General features: G+C 63.7%; 14 protein-coding genes. 4 read left to right on the forward strand and 10 right to left on the reverse strand.

Going from position 1 to position 15,380, the window contains the following annotated elements:
* Nucleotides 1-22 precede the first annotated feature (22 nt).
* Nucleotides 23-937 (reverse strand): dihydrodipicolinate synthase family protein, encoded by a 915-nt coding sequence (locus ACVIN2_RS05525; RefSeq protein ID WP_456764796.1) that lies wholly within the window; start codon nt 935-937, stop codon nt 23-25.
* A gap of 121 nt (nt 938-1,058) precedes the next feature.
* Between ACVIN2_RS05525 and ACVIN2_RS05530 the strand changes: the two genes are divergently transcribed.
* Nucleotides 1,059-1,892, forward strand: coding sequence for an IclR family transcriptional regulator (locus tag ACVIN2_RS05530; protein ID WP_456764797.1), 834 nt, complete (start codon nt 1,059-1,061; stop codon nt 1,890-1,892).
* Nucleotides 1,893-1,901: 9 nt separating this feature from the next.
* Here ACVIN2_RS05530 and ACVIN2_RS05535 read toward each other — a convergent pair whose 3' ends face one another.
* A complete protein-coding gene (locus ACVIN2_RS05535) occupies nt 1,902-2,804 on the reverse strand; it encodes a ribonuclease Z (RefSeq protein WP_456764798.1) in 903 nt (300 codons plus the stop codon).
* 263 nt (nt 2,805-3,067) lie between these two features.
* On the opposite strand from ACVIN2_RS05535, the gene ACVIN2_RS05540 reads away from it, so the two are divergent.
* Nucleotides 3,068-4,570: an amidase gene (locus ACVIN2_RS05540; protein WP_456764799.1), complete on the forward strand. Its 1,503-nt coding sequence runs from the start codon at nt 3,068-3,070 to the stop codon at nt 4,568-4,570.
* A 22-nt stretch (nt 4,571-4,592) separates the two neighbouring features.
* On the opposite strand, the gene ACVIN2_RS05545 is transcribed toward ACVIN2_RS05540, so the two are convergent.
* Nucleotides 4,593-5,198 carry a TetR/AcrR family transcriptional regulator gene (locus ACVIN2_RS05545; protein WP_456764800.1) on the reverse strand — a complete coding sequence of 202 codons (606 nt, stop codon included), beginning with the start codon at nt 5,196-5,198 and terminating at the stop codon, nt 4,593-4,595.
* A gap of 201 nt (nt 5,199-5,399) precedes the next feature.
* On the opposite strand from ACVIN2_RS05545, the gene ACVIN2_RS05550 reads away from it, so the two are divergent.
* Nucleotides 5,400-6,641 (forward strand): efflux RND transporter periplasmic adaptor subunit, encoded by a 1,242-nt coding sequence (locus tag ACVIN2_RS05550; RefSeq protein ID WP_456764801.1) that lies wholly within the window; start codon nt 5,400-5,402, stop codon nt 6,639-6,641.
* Nucleotides 6,642-6,789: 148 nt separating this feature from the next.
* Nucleotides 6,790-9,978 (forward strand): efflux RND transporter permease subunit, encoded by a 3,189-nt coding sequence (locus ACVIN2_RS05555; RefSeq protein WP_456764802.1) that lies wholly within the window; start codon nt 6,790-6,792, stop codon nt 9,976-9,978.
* Here ACVIN2_RS05555 and ACVIN2_RS05560 read toward each other — a convergent pair.
* The 7 genes from ACVIN2_RS05560 to ACVIN2_RS05590 form a co-directional block, all read right to left on the reverse strand.
* Nucleotides 9,975-10,703: a sulfite exporter TauE/SafE family protein gene (locus ACVIN2_RS05560; RefSeq protein ID WP_456764803.1), complete on the reverse strand. Its 729-nt coding sequence runs from the start codon at nt 10,701-10,703 to the stop codon at nt 9,975-9,977. The two genes, ACVIN2_RS05555 and ACVIN2_RS05560, sit on opposite strands and share 4 nt — an antisense overlap.
* A 15-nt stretch (nt 10,704-10,718) precedes the next feature.
* Nucleotides 10,719-10,898 carry a hypothetical protein gene (locus tag ACVIN2_RS05565; protein WP_456764804.1) on the reverse strand — a complete coding sequence of 60 codons (180 nt, stop codon included), beginning with the start codon at nt 10,896-10,898 and terminating at the stop codon, nt 10,719-10,721.
* Nucleotides 10,891-11,148, reverse strand: a complete 258-nt coding sequence (locus tag ACVIN2_RS05570; protein ID WP_456764805.1) for a hypothetical protein — start codon at nt 11,146-11,148, stop codon at nt 10,891-10,893. The genes ACVIN2_RS05565 and ACVIN2_RS05570 overlap by 8 nt, the downstream gene beginning before the upstream one ends.
* A gap of 230 nt (nt 11,149-11,378) precedes the next feature.
* Complete coding sequence (locus tag ACVIN2_RS05575) at nt 11,379-12,497, reverse strand: helix-turn-helix transcriptional regulator (protein ID WP_456764806.1); 1,119 nt, start codon at nt 12,495-12,497, stop codon at nt 11,379-11,381.
* 112 nt (nt 12,498-12,609) lie between these two features.
* Nucleotides 12,610-13,728 carry a helix-turn-helix transcriptional regulator gene (locus tag ACVIN2_RS05580; RefSeq protein WP_456764807.1) on the reverse strand — a complete coding sequence of 373 codons (1,119 nt, stop codon included), beginning with the start codon at nt 13,726-13,728 and terminating at the stop codon, nt 12,610-12,612.
* Nucleotides 13,729-13,894: 166 nt separating this feature from the next.
* Nucleotides 13,895-14,143, reverse strand: a complete 249-nt coding sequence (locus ACVIN2_RS05585; protein ID WP_027569497.1) for a DUF6894 family protein — start codon at nt 14,141-14,143, stop codon at nt 13,895-13,897.
* An 82-nt stretch (nt 14,144-14,225) separates the two neighbouring features.
* A complete protein-coding gene (locus tag ACVIN2_RS05590) occupies nt 14,226-15,197 on the reverse strand; it encodes a helix-turn-helix transcriptional regulator (RefSeq protein WP_456764808.1) in 972 nt (323 codons plus the stop codon).
* Nucleotides 15,198-15,380: the final 183 nt, after the last annotated feature.

A 15,380-nucleotide genomic window follows, 5' to 3' on the forward strand; every position in this document is an offset into this window, starting at 1 on the left:
GATCGCCTCGTCGCGCGCCGCGCTAGGCAGCGATTGCCGTCGCGTTCGCGAGCAGCTGTTTGACCTGCTCCGGCGGCAAGGATTCCAGCGGCGGCCGCAGGCGCTGCCATCCGGCATGGCGGGTGCGCTCCGCCACCAGCGCCTTCAGGGAGGCCATCTGCGGAAAACGCGAGACCAATTCGCGCGCCTTCACGATGCGCGCCTGCGCAGTCTTGAGTGCCGCGTCGTCGTCGCTATCGCGAAAATGCTTGTAGACATAGGCGAGATCGCGCGCGACGAGATTGGAAGTGGCGGTGATGCAGCCGGCGCCGCCCTTGCGCAGCAGCGGCAACAGCAGCGGATCGGCCCCGACCAGGACCGAAAAGCCCGGGAAGCGCTCGACCATCGCGGTCATGTTGGCGAAGTCGCCGGAGGAATCCTTGATGCCGGTGAAGGTGGACGGATAAGCCGCGCGCAGCCGCTCAATCAGGGCATGCGAGATCGGCTGCGCCGACATCTGCGGGATGTGATAGAGCACGACCTTGAGCCTGGCATCGCCGATGCGCTGCACGACTTCACTGTAGGAGGCGAAGATGCCGTCATCGGTGACGCCCTTGTAGTAGAACGGCGGCAACATCACGACGGTATCGACGCCGACCGAGAGCGCGTGGCGCGTCAGCGCAATGGTCTCACTGAGCGCGGCAACGCCGGTGCCCGGCAGCAGCAGCTGCGGTGCGATGCCGGCGGCGACCACCGCCTCGAGCAGTGCCATGCGCTCGGCCGCCGAAAAAGAGTTCGCCTCGCCTGTCGTGCCCAGCAACGCGATGCCATCGCAGCCCTCGTCCAGAAGATGGCGGCAATGCGCGATGAAGCGCGCATGGTCGGGGGCGAGCTCGGCGTCGAGCGGCGTCAGCGCGGCGGAGAACACGCCATGAGGGTGCAGCGATGATGTCGACAAACTTCCTCCGATCGTCAAATCGATGTTGTTCGGAATGCGAACATTTGTTATTGGCTTGACCTGTCGTAAAATCAGCTTGGCGCCACGTCAAGGGCGACATGTCATGGCGAGACATTACAGCATGGCCAAGATAGAAAAGAAGGCCACCAAGCGCGCACCGGCAACGATCCCGAAGAATCCCAAGAATTATGTCGCTTCCGTCGGCAAGGCCTTCGCTGTGCTCAAGGGCTTCACCAGCGAGGCCTTCGAGTTGACCCTGAGTGAGATTGCCGCACGCGCCGATCTCGATCGCGGAACGGCGTTCCGGCTGATCCAGACCCTGGTCGAGCTCGGCTATGTCCAGGCGGTTCCGCAAAGCCGCCGGTTCCGCCTCGGGGTTGCCTGTCTCGACCTTGGCTACACCGTGCTGTCGCACGGATCATTGCGGCCGATCGTCGAGCCGCTGCTGCGCGATCTCGTGCCTGATGTCGGCGATGCGGCCTCGCTCGGGATCCTCGACGGCGGCGACGTGATCTATCTCGCGCGCATCGGCGCGGGCCTCGACCGCCACAAGATGGATCGCCGGCCGGGTACGCGCATTCCCGCCTACAGCGCCGCGCTCGGCCATGCCATGCTGGCGCATCTGGCGCGGGACGAGCAGATCGAGCGACTGGAAGCGCGTCCTCGCGTCAAATTGTCGGAGCGAACGCTGACCGATCTCGATGCCCTGCTCGCCCGGCTCGATCAGGTGAAGAAGAAGGGCCATGCCGTCTCCGACGGCGAGAACGCCTATGGCCTGCGCACGCTGGCAACGCCGATCTTCGATGCCCGGGGTCTCGTGATCGGCGGATTGAGCGTCACTGTCGATGCGATGCGCATGGACATGCCAACCTTCCGCGACCAGGCGCTGCCAAGGCTGATGCAGGCGACGCGAGAGGTGCAGGACCTCGCGATCAAGTCGGGATTGACGAGCTGAGGGCGGCGTTTAAATCACGATGTGATCGAAGTCGGCGGCGATCCGGGTACTTGGAAAAATCCCTATCGCTTCGGCCAGAATTTCTTCGTCCCGATAACGCCCCGACATGTGATTCAGCACGAGTTGCCCGACGTTGTTCGCGGCGGCAAATGAAGCCGCCTCGCGGGCGGTGAGGTGGCCATAGTCCCGTGCGGTCGCAGCGTCGCGATCGAGGAAGGTCGCCTCGATCACCAGCAGATCGGCGTCGACGACATGTTTGGATAGCCCGTCGGTGGTTTCGGTGTCGCCGATTACCACGAGCTTCCTGCCGCCGCTCGGCGGCCCCAGAGCGTCTTCCGGATCGATCGTACGGCCGGCGATCACGACCGGTCGTCCCGCCGCCAGTTCTCCGCGCATCGGCCCATCGGGAACGCCGAGCTCGGCGAGGCGCTCCCGCTCCAGATGGCGACGTGCGGGGCTCCGGAAGGAAAAGCCAAAACTGTCGGTGTCGCGGTGGCGGACCGGAAAGCAGTCGATGGTGAAGTCACCGGCGTCGACAACCTGTCCTTCAATCAGCGGTGCGAACTCCACAGGGATCGGCGCCCTGCCTGCGCCCCACAGGCCGGCAAGCATGCGGATGACGATGTCGAGTGTATCCTGCCCCCCATGCACGATCGTCACGTCCGATTGCTGGCGCAACCCAAGCGTCGAGAAAAGACCGGGGATGCCGAGCACGTGATCGAGATGGGCATGCGTCAGCAGGATGCGGTCAAGCCGTCGAAACCCCGCGCCGCTGCGCAGCAACTGGCGCTGCGTGCCCTCGCCGCAATCGATGAGGACGCGCTTGCCCGCTGCCTCCACCAGGAGAGCGGGGTGGTTGCGCTCCGCCGACGGAACGCTGGCCGAAGTCCCAAGGAATGTCAGGGCGAACATGCGTCAGTGTCCAGGCTTCACCGCCCCCAATGCCACGCGAGCAGCAGCGCGTACAGAGCCCATCGATCGCGCATAGACCGCGGCAAGAAGTGCGTATCCCGCGATCTGGCGGTCGGACGCCGCCTTCGGCCCCCGACCGGCGGACAGATCTGGTTCCCGTTGCGCGGCCTCCTCATTACATCTGCCAAATTGCATGCTCGATGCTCGGATCGGTTTGCAGCCGAGCGACATCGACGCGGCGATGCAAGACAATGGAGATCGTGATGCCGCTCGGACTGACCGCCAGCGACTGGGACTACGGTTCGATCAGCACACTGCTGAGCGCCCTGCACGCGCGCAAGGTTTCTGCGTCGGAGTTGATCGAGCATACGATCGCGCGCATCGAGGCGCTGGACGGGCGAATCAATGCCGTCGTCGTTCGCGATTTCGATCGCGCACGAGACGCCGCGCGCGCCGCCGATGCCGCACTTGGCCGCGGCGAGCGCCTGCCGTTGCTCGGCATCCCCGTGACATTGAAAGAACCGTTCAACGTCGCCGGCCTGCCGACGACATGGGGCTTTCCGCATTTCAGGGATTTCCAACCGGCGGAGGACGCCCTTGTCGTCTCGCGGTTGAAGGCGGCGGGCGCTGTCATCATCGGCAAGACCAACATCCCGATCGGTCTGCGGGATTTTCAGAGCTACAATGAAATCTACGGGACGACAAACAATCCGTGGGATCTCGGCCGATCGCCCGGCGGCTCCTCAGGCGGATCGGGCGCGGCGCTGGCCGCAGGGTTCGGACCGCTCTCGATCGGCTCGGATATCGGCGGCTCGATCCGGGTGCCCGCGCATTTCTGCGGTGTGTTCGGACACAAGCCGAGCCTCGGCCTGGTCCCGCTGCGCGGATACAGCCTTCCGCCGGCACCGCCCGTCACCGGCCAGGGCGATCTGGCTGTCGTCGGGCCGATGACGCGCACTGCCTCGGATCTCGCGCTCGCCCTCGACGTGATCGCCGGCCCCGACGAGACGCGCGACGGGATCGGCTATCGTCTTGCGTTGCCGGCCCCCCGACACGACCAGCTCAGGGATTTCAGGATTCTCGTGATCGATACGCATCCGTTGATGCCGACAGGCGATGCCGTGCGTTCCGCCATCGGGCGATTGGCGGAACGGCTCGAACGATCAGGCGCGCGGGTTTCGCGCTCGAGTGCGTCGCTGCCCGACCTCGCCGAATCCGCGCGGCTCTACATGAAGCTGCTCAACGCGGCGCGAAGTCCGCGCCTGACACCGGCCGCCCTCGCAGACGCGCAAGGAGTTGCCGCGGCACTTTCGCCCGACGACTGCAGCCTGCAGGCCGAGCGCGCGCGCGGCTGGGCGATGGTCCATCGTGAATGGCTGGCGACCGATGCGGCGCGCCTGCGGCTGCAACAACGATGGCAGGAGCTGTTCCGCGAGTTCGACGCAGTGATCTACCCGGCCGCGGCCGTGCCGGCGTTTCCCCAGGACCAGTCCGAGCCGTTCGACGCGCGGCAACTCGATATCGACGGACAGCTCTACAACTATGCCGATGCGTGCTTCATCTGGGCAGACCCCGCTTCGACCTGCGGACTGCCTGCGACCGCCGTTCCGATCGAGCGCACGCCGTCGGGCCTGCCGATCGGCGTCCAGATCATCGGGCCTTATCTCGAGGATCGCACCACGATTGCGCTCGCCGGATTGATCGAACGCGCGTTCGGCGGCTTCGTCCCGCCGCCGTCGTTGGCTGCCACGCAATCGGTGAGATGAGAGAGGAAGGCGGCAACGGTCGTCAGGTTCTTTCAGTCGACTGCGCCTCGACCGCCTGCACGGCGACGCTCGCGACCTGCTGCAACGCTTCGCGATCGGAGCCTGAGGACGCCATCACGCCCATGCCGACCGACACCGCCGAGACGTAGCGCGCCAGCGCGGCTGGATCGGAAGTCGGCTTGAGATCGCCTTCGGCCTTGGCGCGAACAAAACGATCGCGGAGCTGGTCCTCGTTCTGGCTGCGGCGGGCGGCGAGCTCAAAGGGGACGCTCTCTGATCCGGTGCCGCACGCAATGCCGCCCTGCACGAGCAGGCAGCCGGGCGGGTTGGCCGGATCGGTCTGCTTGTCGGCGATGCCCATTAGCATCCGCTCGGCGACGTCGCGGGCGGTGGGTGCCGCCACCACCTCGTCCATCCAGACGTTGCGCAGTTTGGTATAGCGGTCGAGCGCGGCCTTCAGCAGCCCTTCCTTGTTGCCGAAACAGGCATAGAGGCTGGGCGGATTGATCCCCATGGCCTCGGTCAACTGAGCGATCGTGGCACCCTCATAGCCATGGCGCCAAAACACTTCCATCGCCTGGTCCAACGCCGTTTCGGCGTCGAATTCGCGGGGGCGTCCCATGCCCATGTGCCTGTTCTCCTCGAAATCGGCGTCGTCTCTCAACCTAACGCCAGATCCTATCTCTTTGTTCTCGCTTTATTTTCTCTTCCACTTGCCAACTCTTGCGGTAAGAGGCTACAATTTTCTTAGCGGACGGTACATAAGTATCTTGCGCTGCGGTATCCAGCTCCACATCTGTAGTGAACACTACATATCTGGAGCGCGCAAATGCCCCCCTCCCAAAATACCTTTCGTCCCGGCCGTGTCCGCCGCCTTCTCGGCGGCGTCGCCATCGTGGGCGCTCTCGCCGTAGCCGGCTCGATCGCGACCGGCCATTACTTTCGTGCCGCGCAGGCGACTGCGACCGCCGCGGCCGAGCAAGCTGTCCCCGTCACTGTCGCGCTGATCGAACCAAAGCAGACGGTGCTGTGGGACGATTTCTCCGGCCGGCTCGAGGCGATCCAACGCGTCGAGCTTCGCCCGCGCGTGGCCGGTGCGATCCTGTCGGCCAACTTCACCGAAGGTGCGCTGGTGAAGGCAGGCGACGTCCTGTTCAAGATCGACCCGGCGCCCTACGCGGCCGAGGTCGACAAGGCCGCGGCCCAGCTCGAAGCTGCGAAAGCGCGCGTCGTGTTCACGCAGAATGAGCTCGAGCGCGGCGCGCAACTAGTGGGCAACGCGGTGGTCACGCGGCGCGACTACGACCAGCGCGACAACGCCAACCGCGAGGCCATCGCCAACGTGAAGGCGGCCGAGGCGACGCTCCAGACCGCAAAACTCAATCTCGATTACACCGAGGTACGTGCGCCCGTGGACGGCCGCGTCGGCAAGATCGAAGTCACCGTCGGCAATCTCGTCGCCGCCGGCACCGCCTCTCCGGTGCTGACCTCACTGGTCTCGGTCAATCCGATCTATGCGTCATTCGATGCGGATGAAGAGCTGGTGGTGCGGGCGTTGAACTCGATTTCCGAGGACTCCGGCAAGCGTGGCAATCTCGACCAGATCCCGGTCGCGATGGCGACCTCCGGCGGTCTCGCGGCGAAGGGGCACATCCAGCTCATCGACAACCAGGTCAACGGCCAGAGCGGCACCATCCGTGTCCGCGCGGTGTTCGACAACGAGGACGGGCGTCTCATCCCCGGTCAGTTCGCCCGCGTGCGCATGGGCCAACCCAAGCAGCAATCGCTGGTCATGATCGACGAGCGCGCGATCGGCACCGATCAGGACAAGAAGTTCGTGATGGCGGTCGGCGACGATAGCCGCGCGGTCTACCGGTCGATCACGCTCGGCGGCTCGGTGGACGGGTTGCGTATCGTGACGGCGGGGCTGAAGACCGGCGACCGCATCATCGTCAACGGCCTCCAGCGCGTGCGCCCGGGTGCCCTGCTCAAGACGGAGATCGCGGCAATGGGCGCGCGCGGGCCGCAGCAGGCATCCAACCACAGCAATCAGGACGTCGTGCAGCGTTAGCGTCTCCGCCATGCCGGAGCGCGCGGGCAACGCGAACCGGAACGTCGAAATCGTTGAACCACCTAGACATACTTCTGGATTCCGGGTTCGCGGCTCTGTCCGCGCCCCGGAATGACGGGAGAGTCGTCTCTCGCGCAGGGGCAAGGCCATGAATCTCTCAAAATTCTTCATCGATCGTCCGATTTTCGCCGGCGTGCTGTCAGTCCTGATCTTTCTCGCGGGCCTGATCTCGCTGTTCGCGATGCCGATCTCGGAATATCCCGACGTCGTGCCGCCCTCGGTGGTGGTGCGCGCGACGTATCCCGGCGCCAATCCGAAGGTGATCGCGGAAACGGTGGCGACGCCGATCGAGGAGCAGATCAACGGCGTCGAGAACATGCTCTACATGTCGAGCCAGGCGACCACCGACGGTGCGATGACGCTGACGGTGACATTCCGGCTCGGCACCGATCCTGACAAGGCGACGCAGCTGGTGCAGAACCGCGTGCAGCAGGCCGAGCCGCGCCTGCCCGCCGTGGTGCGGCAGCTCGGCATCATCACCAAGAAGTCCTCGCCCGACCTCACCATGGTCGTGCATCTGCTGTCGCCGAACAATCGCTACGACATGACGTATTTGCGCAACTACGCCGTGCTCAACGTCAAGGACCGGCTGGCGCGGATCGACGGCGTCGGCGACGTTCAACTCTATGGCGCCGGCGACTATTCGATGCGGGTGTGGGTCGATCCGCAGAAGGCAGCCGAGCACGGCCTCACCGCAAGCGACATCGTCAAGTCGATCCAGGCGCAGAACGTCGAGGCCGCCGCCGGCGTGGTCGGCTCCTCCCCGAACGTCAAGGGCATCGACCTGCAACTGTCCGTCAACGCCGAGGGACGGCTGGCGAACGAGGAGCAGTTCGGCGATATCGTGGTCAAGACCGGCACGCGTGGCGAGGTGGTGCGGCTGCGCGACGTCGCACGCATTGAGCTCGGCGCCTCGCAATACGGCCTGCGTTCGCTGCTCGACAACAAGCAGGCGGTTGCGATCCCGATCTTCCAGGCGCCCGGCTCCAATGCGCTCGAGATTTCCGACCACGTCCGCGCCACCATGGCCGAAATCAAGAAGAACATGCCGGAAGGCGTGTCCTACCAGATCGTCTACGACCCGACCCAATTCGTCCGCTCGTCGATTGAGGCCGTGATCCACACGCTGCTGGAGGCGATCGCGCTGGTGGTGCTGGTGGTGATCCTATTCCTCCAGACCTGGCGCGCCTCGATCATTCCGCTGCTGGCGGTGCCCGTGTCGATCGTCGGCACCTTCGCGGTGATGCACGTCTTCGGCTTCTCCATCAACGCGCTCAGCCTGTTCGGCCTGGTGCTTGCGATCGGCATCGTGGTCGACGACGCCATCGTCGTGGTCGAGAACGTCGAGCGCAACATCGAGGGCGGGCTGTCGCCGCGCGATGCGACCTACCAGGCGATGCGCGAGGTGTCGGGGCCGATCATCGCGATCGCCATGGTTCTGATCGCCGTGTTCGTGCCGCTCGCCTTTATCTCCGGCCTCACCGGGCAATTCTACAAGCAGTTCGCGCTGACGATCGCGATTTCGACTGTGATCTCGGCCGTCAACTCGCTGACGCTGTCGCCGGCGCTGTCGGCCCTGCTGCTCAAGGGACACAACGAGCCGAAGGACCGGCTGACGATCATCATGGAAAAGGGCCTCGGCTGGTTCTTCCGCGGCTTCAACAAGGTGTTCACACGCTCGTCGGAGAATTACAGCGGCACCGTCACCAAGGTGATCTCGGGCAAGGCGGCCGTCATGGGCCTCTATGTAGTCCTGGTCGGCCTCACCGCCTTCCTGTTCCAGCAGGTCCCGAGCGGCTTCGTGCCGGGTCAGGACAAGCAATATCTGGTCGGGTTCTCACGACTTCCCGATGGGGCAACGCTGGACCGCACCGAAGACGTCATCCGCAAGATGAGCGACATCGCGCTAACCCAGCCCGGTGTCGAGAGCTCGGTTGCATTCCCGGGCCTGTCGATCTCGGGCTTCACCAACTCCTCCAACGCCGGCATCGTGTTCTCGACGCTGAAACCGTTCGACGAGCGCAAGAGCCCCGCGCTGAGCGGCAATGCAATCGCGGCCGACCTCAACAAGAAATACTCCGGGATTCAGGAAGCTTTCATCGCCATGTTCCCGCCGCCGCCGGTCAACGGTCTCGGCACCATCGGCGGCTTCAAGCTGCAGATCGAGGATCGCGCCGGCCTCGGCTATGAAGCGCTGAACCAGGCGACGAATGCGTTCATGGCGGCGATGCAGAAGGCACCGGAGATCGCCGGCGTGTTCTCCAGCTTCCAGGTCAACGTGCCCCAGCTCTTTGCCGACATCGACCGCACCAAGGCGCTCCAGCTCGGCGTCCCCGTGACGGAGGTGTTCAACACGCTCCAGATCTATCTCGGTTCCTACTACGTCAACGACTTCAACAAGTTTGGCCGCACGTATTCCGTTTACGTGCAGGCCGACGCGCCGTTCCGCGCGCGTGCCGACGACATCAGGCAATTGAAGGTGCGCTCGTCCTCCGGCGACATGGTGCCGCTGTCGGCGTTGCTCACGATCCGCCAGAGCGCGGGCCCCGAGCGCGCGATCCGCTACAATGGCTTCCTGTCCTCCGACATCAACGCGGCGGCTGCGCCCGGCTTTTCCTCCGGCCAGGCACAGGAGGTCGCGACGCGGATCGCGGCGGAGACATTGCCGCCCGGCTTCGCCTTCGAATGGACCGACCTGACCTATCAGGAGTTCATCGCCGGCAATTCCGGCCTCTGGGTGTTCCCGCTGGCGATCCTGCTGGTGTTCCTGGTGCTGGCCGCACTCTATGAAAGCCTGACCTTGCCGCTCTCGATCCTCATGATCGTGCCGATGGGCCTGTTGGCTGCGATGTTCGGCGTCTGGATGTCCAAGGGCGACAACAACGTCTTCACCCAGATCGGCTTGATCGTGCTGGTGGGACTCTCGGCCAAGAACGCGATCCTGATCGTCGAATTCGCGCGCGAGCTCGAGTTCGCAGGCCGCACGCCGATCCGGGCAGCGATCGAGGCGAGCCGACTGCGGTTGCGCCCGATCCTGATGACGTCAATGGCGTTCATCATGGGCGTGCTGCCGCTAGTGCTCTCGACCGGTGCCGGCTCGGAGATGCGGCGCGCCATGGGCGTCGCCGTGTTCTCCGGCATGATCGGCGTCACCGTATTCGGCCTGTTCCTGACGCCGGTGTTCTATGTGCTGCTGCGGACCGTCACCGGCATGAAGCCGCTGACGCATCACGGCAGCGACACCAGCGCGGCGCCGGCGCAACCCGTCGGGCACTAGATCAGGGAAATCCCCGACAGCAACAACAGAACGAGCACGGTCTTGCGAAAGACCGTCTCGTTGACCCTGTGGAAGGCGATCACGCCGAGCGCGGAGCCTGCGAACAGCGCCGGCAGGCTGACCGCGAGATCGACGAGGACTTTTGACGACAGATCCTGATGTCCGACCAGCAGCGCGATGGCGAACAGCTGCATCGCGGCGATGAACGGCTGCACCAGGCCGCGCTGCTCGCTCTTGGGCATGCCGCGCATGTCGCACCAGATCGTCGGGATCGCGCCGGGCATCGCGGTCAGCCCGCCGACCAGCCCTCCCCCGAACCCGATCAAGGCAACCCAATGCCGCCCGACCGCCTCGCCGGCCGTCACCAACGTCGGCCGGAGCAACATGTAGGCCGCATAGAGTGCAACGATGATGCCGAAGCCGCGCCGGAGCAGATGCGTATCGGTGCTCTGGAGCAGCGATACCGCGATGGGAACTCCGATCAAGCCACCGACGATCAGCAGCAGGCTGCCTTCCCAGCGGATATTGCGTCGAAGCGCCCACAGATTGGTGGCCTGCACGCCGATGCTGCACGCCATCATCAGCGGCACAGCTTCGAGCGGTTGAAACACCCGGAGCAGGATGGCGCCCGCCACCGCCGAGAAGGCAAATCCCGAGAGCCCGGATACGAAGGCACCGGCGAACACGGCAACGCTGAGCAGCATCAGAGTCGTGACGTCAGGCACAATCCGCCCTCCGGGTCAGTCGTAGGGAATTTGCGAGACAGGGACCTCGGCGCTCTCCGTGCAAGCGGCCGGCTCGAATGGAGCCGACGGATGCATCGCGTAAGCGTGAGATCGCTCCACCATCGCGAGGCCGACCAGTTGGAGCGTGACGAGCGCCGCGGTCAGCGCGATCGCGACGACGTTGACGTTACGCACGTTCGAATTTGGGCTGTCCGGCGGCGCGCTCGCACCCATCAGATCCGTGGGCATTTTCTGCAATATCCTCTTCGTTGCTGACCGGAATGATTTCATTCAAACGCAATGTTTCGTGCGGCTGCTCCAGCAGATGGCGATAGCGATGCAACACGCGTTGCGCATCGATTTCCCGCTGCGCGCGGAGCACCGCGCCTATGCGGGCGACGATATCGCGGAACCTGCCTGCCAAAACCGGTGACGCCGTTCGCATGACAATCTCCTCTCAACCTGTTCGAGAGGTTGACGGGATCCACTTCCGCCTGCAGTGAATTGCTTCACACAAATGCCCGATACGTCGAACAACAGACCGTGTGATGTTCAGTAGAATAGAGCGCGGAAAATCGCGTCATTCGATCGAACGACGCGCGATAACTTTCTAATGATGTTTCTGATTGAACCTATTGCGAGCTGCAGCGACTCGCCTGCGTTTTTGAACGCGTTTCAGTGCACGAGCGGATTGGAGAATCCAGCTGCGAGCTTGACGAGATCGGCTTGACGAGAAACGCCGGTCTTGGCGAACACACGATGCAGATGCGTCTTCACCGTCGTCTCCGCGATACCGAGCGCAACCGCGGTCTCCGGCACGCCGCCGACATCGACGATCGACTGCAAGACCCTCAGTTCCGCAGGCGTAAGTTCGAAGGTGCGATCAATGAGACCGGCACACGAGCGGCCGTCGAGTTCCGCTTTCCAGATGAACAAGGCTCCTACGGCCGAACTGCGCTCAGCCGTACCCTCGCGCAGCAATGATGGCAGCGCGATGATTTGCGCGACGTAGTAGGAACCGTCACGCGATATCAGCGGAATTTTCCGCCCCGAAGATGCCGTCAACGCCACTTCGCCTGTGTCGCGGAAAATATCGCGCAACATCGAATTTACAGGTGAGGAGCTTGCCACCAACCGGCCCGAGACAGACCGCAGGACATCATCGACGGCCAGGATTGTCTCCGCGGCCGGATTGCTGTGGACGATATGACAGGTCGAATCGAGCAGGATGACACCCGCATTCAACTGGTCCACGACGTCGGCGAGCGCGATCGCGCGCTGCTGCTTCCGTTCGATCGCCCGGTTGATCAGCAACGCCCGGCTCGCATGCGGAACCAGGAACTGCATCCGCGCCCGTTGCTCGGCATCGAGCATCTCCCTGCCTGGGATCACGGTCATCAGCATCGGACAAGGCGACTTCGACTGCTCCAGCACCACATTGGCGACGTCGACGCAGCCCTGGGGGCGCAGCCATTCCTGGTAGAAGCGGCCGCGGCGATATTCGTCGAAATCCACGAGATCGGGGATGTTGCGCACCTCGCCGTAGCGCGGAAGCCGAGCGAGCGGGTCGTACCGGGAGTAGGTTTCCGCATAGAGCTGAATGTAGTGCGGATCGACTCCGCAGTAATAATGCGTCGCGCCCGATTTGCTGACCGGGTCCTTGGAAATCAGACCACAGGCCTGGCTGCCGATGAAGGCATTGAGTTTGACAACGACCTCGCTCCACAACTCCGGGTGGAGACCCGCGTCATAGATAGTCTCGATCAACTCGGACGGCTTTGGAGGTCGGGACATCGGAAGAGCCAATGGTGACACATGGAGATGGCGACATGTTCTTCATGCCTGGCGGCTTCCGTGAGTCTTTCGCGGGAGCGAAAGGTTCAATCGTGAAGGCAAAATCGACGGTCTAGTTGACGAGTGGATTGGAGAATCCTGCCGCAAGCTTGACGAGATCGGCCTGACGCGAAACGCCCGTCTTGGCGAACACGCGATGCAGATGCGTCTTCGCCGTCGTTTCTGCGATACCGAGCGCGACCGCCGTCTCCGGGACGCCGCCAACCTCGACGATCGACAGGAACACGCGCAGCTCGGCCGGCGTGAGATCGAAGGTCCGCGCGATCAATTCGCCGTAGGACTGTCCGCCGAGCGATACCTTGCGCAGCAGCAGCGCACCGACGGCATCGACCACCCGCTCGCTGCCACCCCGCAGGACGGACGACAGCGGCAGGATGTGCGCGACGTAGCGCTCGCCCGAAGGCGAAAGCAGCGAAAACGCATGCCCCTTTGTGGCAAGCAGGGTAATTTCATTGCGGGTCGCGAACGCTTCCCGCAGCGTCTGATTGGCCTCCGCACTGCTGGTCACCAATTGCCCCGCAACGGACCGAACCAGATCGTCGGCCGCAAGCAGATCGTGCCCGGCGGAATTCGCGTGCACCACCCGGCAGAAGCCATCGAGCAGGAAGATGCCGCAGGCAAGATTGTCCAGGACCTCCGCCAGCGCCGTCGCCAGCGTCAATTGCGAGGTCATGGCGCGGTTGATCAGCAACGCGCGGCTGGCGTGCGGGACGACCAGCGAGAGGCGGTGCTTCATCACCGGATCCACCATCCGGCGGCCCGACAGCACCGTCATCATCACGGGGCAGTTCGCATTCGAATTCTCGAGCACGACGTTGGCCGCATCGCTGCAACCCTGCGGCCGCATCCATTCCTGGTAAAAGCGTCCCCGCCGATATTCATCGAAATTGACGAGATCCGGGATGCTGACGATCTGGCCATGCGGCGGCAGGACCGTCAGCGGATCGAACTTCGAATGCGTCTCGGAATAGAGCCGGATGTAGTGCGGATCCGCACCGCAATAATAATGCGTGACGCCGAATTTGCTGATCGAATCCTTGGAAAACAGTCCGCAGGCCTGGCCGCCGACGAAGTCGCGGATGCCGGTGACGACGTTGTTCCACAGCGAAGGATCGAGTCCGGCATCGTAGATGGCCTCGACGAGGTCGGGCAGCTTCCGCGGTCCGTGCATGGCTATAAATGGCCTGGGTGATCAATATCACCAAGCATACCACAACCACAGCATGCGGCATCCTCCGATCGGAGGACGCCGGCCGGGCGGATGGAGCCCGGCCGGAACGAACGGATATCCGTTTCGGGCGCTACTGATGCGGAGTTGCGATACCGCACCGGGACGCTCACGCCTCGTCCCAGCCGACCTTCTCCACATTCTCCGACCAGACGGCGGCGCGATAGATCTCACGCCCGTCGGTGTCTCTGACCCGGATGCAGGCATCGCGGCCGCGCAAATCGTCGCGCCAGACGAACAGGTGGCTTGCCATCTCGTTGGCCACCACGAATGTCGCTTCGGGGCATTCGAACACCATGCCGCCCGGATCGATCTTCACGATATTGCCGAGCATAAGATCAAAGAAAAAACGGCGCATGCAACACAACACTCCAACTGCGGGCGGCGCACGCCCGTGCCGTCTCCAATCGGCATTTGACCTGACATTCAATCGCGCGCGGTCACGACATCTCGCGGCTCCTGACGTCACTGGGCGTGGCGCCATAAGTCCGCCGGAAGCAGCGGTTGAAATAGGAGAGATCGCCGAAACCGACATCGTAGGCGATCGAGCTGACCGTCCGCTCGGCGTGTCCGGGTTCGCGCAACATGCGATGCGCACGCTTGACGCGTTGTTCGATCAGGAAGGACGAGAACGTCTTGCCGTCGGCCTCGAATAGGCGCTGGAGATAACGCGGCGTCACGCCGAGCTCCTGGGCGACCGTGGCAACGGAGAGATCCTGCCGCCAGCAATTGTTGGCGATGGAGACTTTGGCCTTCTGCAACCGTGCCGCCTTGACGCCGCGCCGCCCGGCCAGCTCCCGCGGCTCGTTGGTGGCACCGAGGACGATTGCCAGAAGATCGTGCAGATGCCCGACCCCGAGCTTGCGCAAATTCGGCATCGCGAACGCATTCTCCCGCACCAGCGTCACTGCGTAATCGACTAGCAATCGAAGTCCCGTCGAGCTCTCCGGCATCACCCGCATCACGGCGTCATCGACATCCACGATCATCGGCGCCAGCACGCGTCTCGGCACACGGAGCGAGAAACAGCTGCCCAGGGACAATCGCTCGAACGTCGTAACGTCCTCCGCGCTTGTCAGGACCGCCTCTCCCGCCCGAAGGCTCAGATCGTGTCCCCGCTCGGATATCCCAAGCACGCCAGATCGATTCACGATCAGGGCCAGACTGTCGTCGCCGTCGGCAACCAGGTGCTTGGTGCGAATGACCCGCGCTCCGCACAATCCTCCCATCAGCAATTGGGCTTCCGGCAAGACGTGGGACGTGAAGCTCGCCGCGAACGGCTTTCCTTCCCTCACCTCGACCTCCGCCTTCAACACCCCGCGAAAGTAGAAATCGCGAAGCAGCGGGATACGCTCGTTTTCGGGAATTTCGTTCGTTGAAACCTTGATAACGGAAAAATCAAATTGGCTCACTGCAATCCTCCAACCGACGAGCAGGTCCGGCCGTGCGCTGTCGTTTCCTCACACTCGCGTTTGGCGCCGTCGTGGCATCTCTTCGCGGCGCTTGCTGCTCTTCACTTTTCTGGATCGCGATATACGAAAGTATCAAATGACTCGCGTCCTGCATTCGGAGGACACGGGAGCTCGGCTCATCAC

It is taken from the genome of Bradyrhizobium sp. USDA 3650 (assembly GCF_054057395.1).

Coding starts and splice junctions, on each gene's coding strand:
- ACVIN2_RS05585 (WP_027569497.1), bottom strand. CDS start 14,143: ATGCGCCGTTTTTTCTTTGATCTTATGCTCGGCAATATCGTGAAGATC.
- ACVIN2_RS05575 (WP_456764806.1), bottom strand. CDS start 12,497: ATGTCCCGACCTCCAAAGCCGTCCGAGTTGATCGAGACTATCTATGAC.
- ACVIN2_RS05570 (WP_456764805.1), bottom strand. CDS start 11,148: ATGCGAACGGCGTCACCGGTTTTGGCAGGCAGGTTCCGCGATATCGTC.
- ACVIN2_RS05540 (WP_456764799.1), top strand. CDS start 3,068: ATGCCGCTCGGACTGACCGCCAGCGACTGGGACTACGGTTCGATCAGC.
- ACVIN2_RS05545 (WP_456764800.1), bottom strand. CDS start 5,198: ATGGGCATGGGACGCCCCCGCGAATTCGACGCCGAAACGGCGTTGGAC.
- ACVIN2_RS05535 (WP_456764798.1), bottom strand. CDS start 2,804: ATGTTCGCCCTGACATTCCTTGGGACTTCGGCCAGCGTTCCGTCGGCG.
- ACVIN2_RS05550 (WP_456764801.1), top strand. CDS start 5,400: ATGCCCCCCTCCCAAAATACCTTTCGTCCCGGCCGTGTCCGCCGCCTT.
- ACVIN2_RS05580 (WP_456764807.1), bottom strand. CDS start 13,728: ATGCACGGACCGCGGAAGCTGCCCGACCTCGTCGAGGCCATCTACGAT.
- ACVIN2_RS05530 (WP_456764797.1), top strand. CDS start 1,059: ATGGCCAAGATAGAAAAGAAGGCCACCAAGCGCGCACCGGCAACGATC.
- ACVIN2_RS05555 (WP_456764802.1), top strand. CDS start 6,790: ATGAATCTCTCAAAATTCTTCATCGATCGTCCGATTTTCGCCGGCGTG.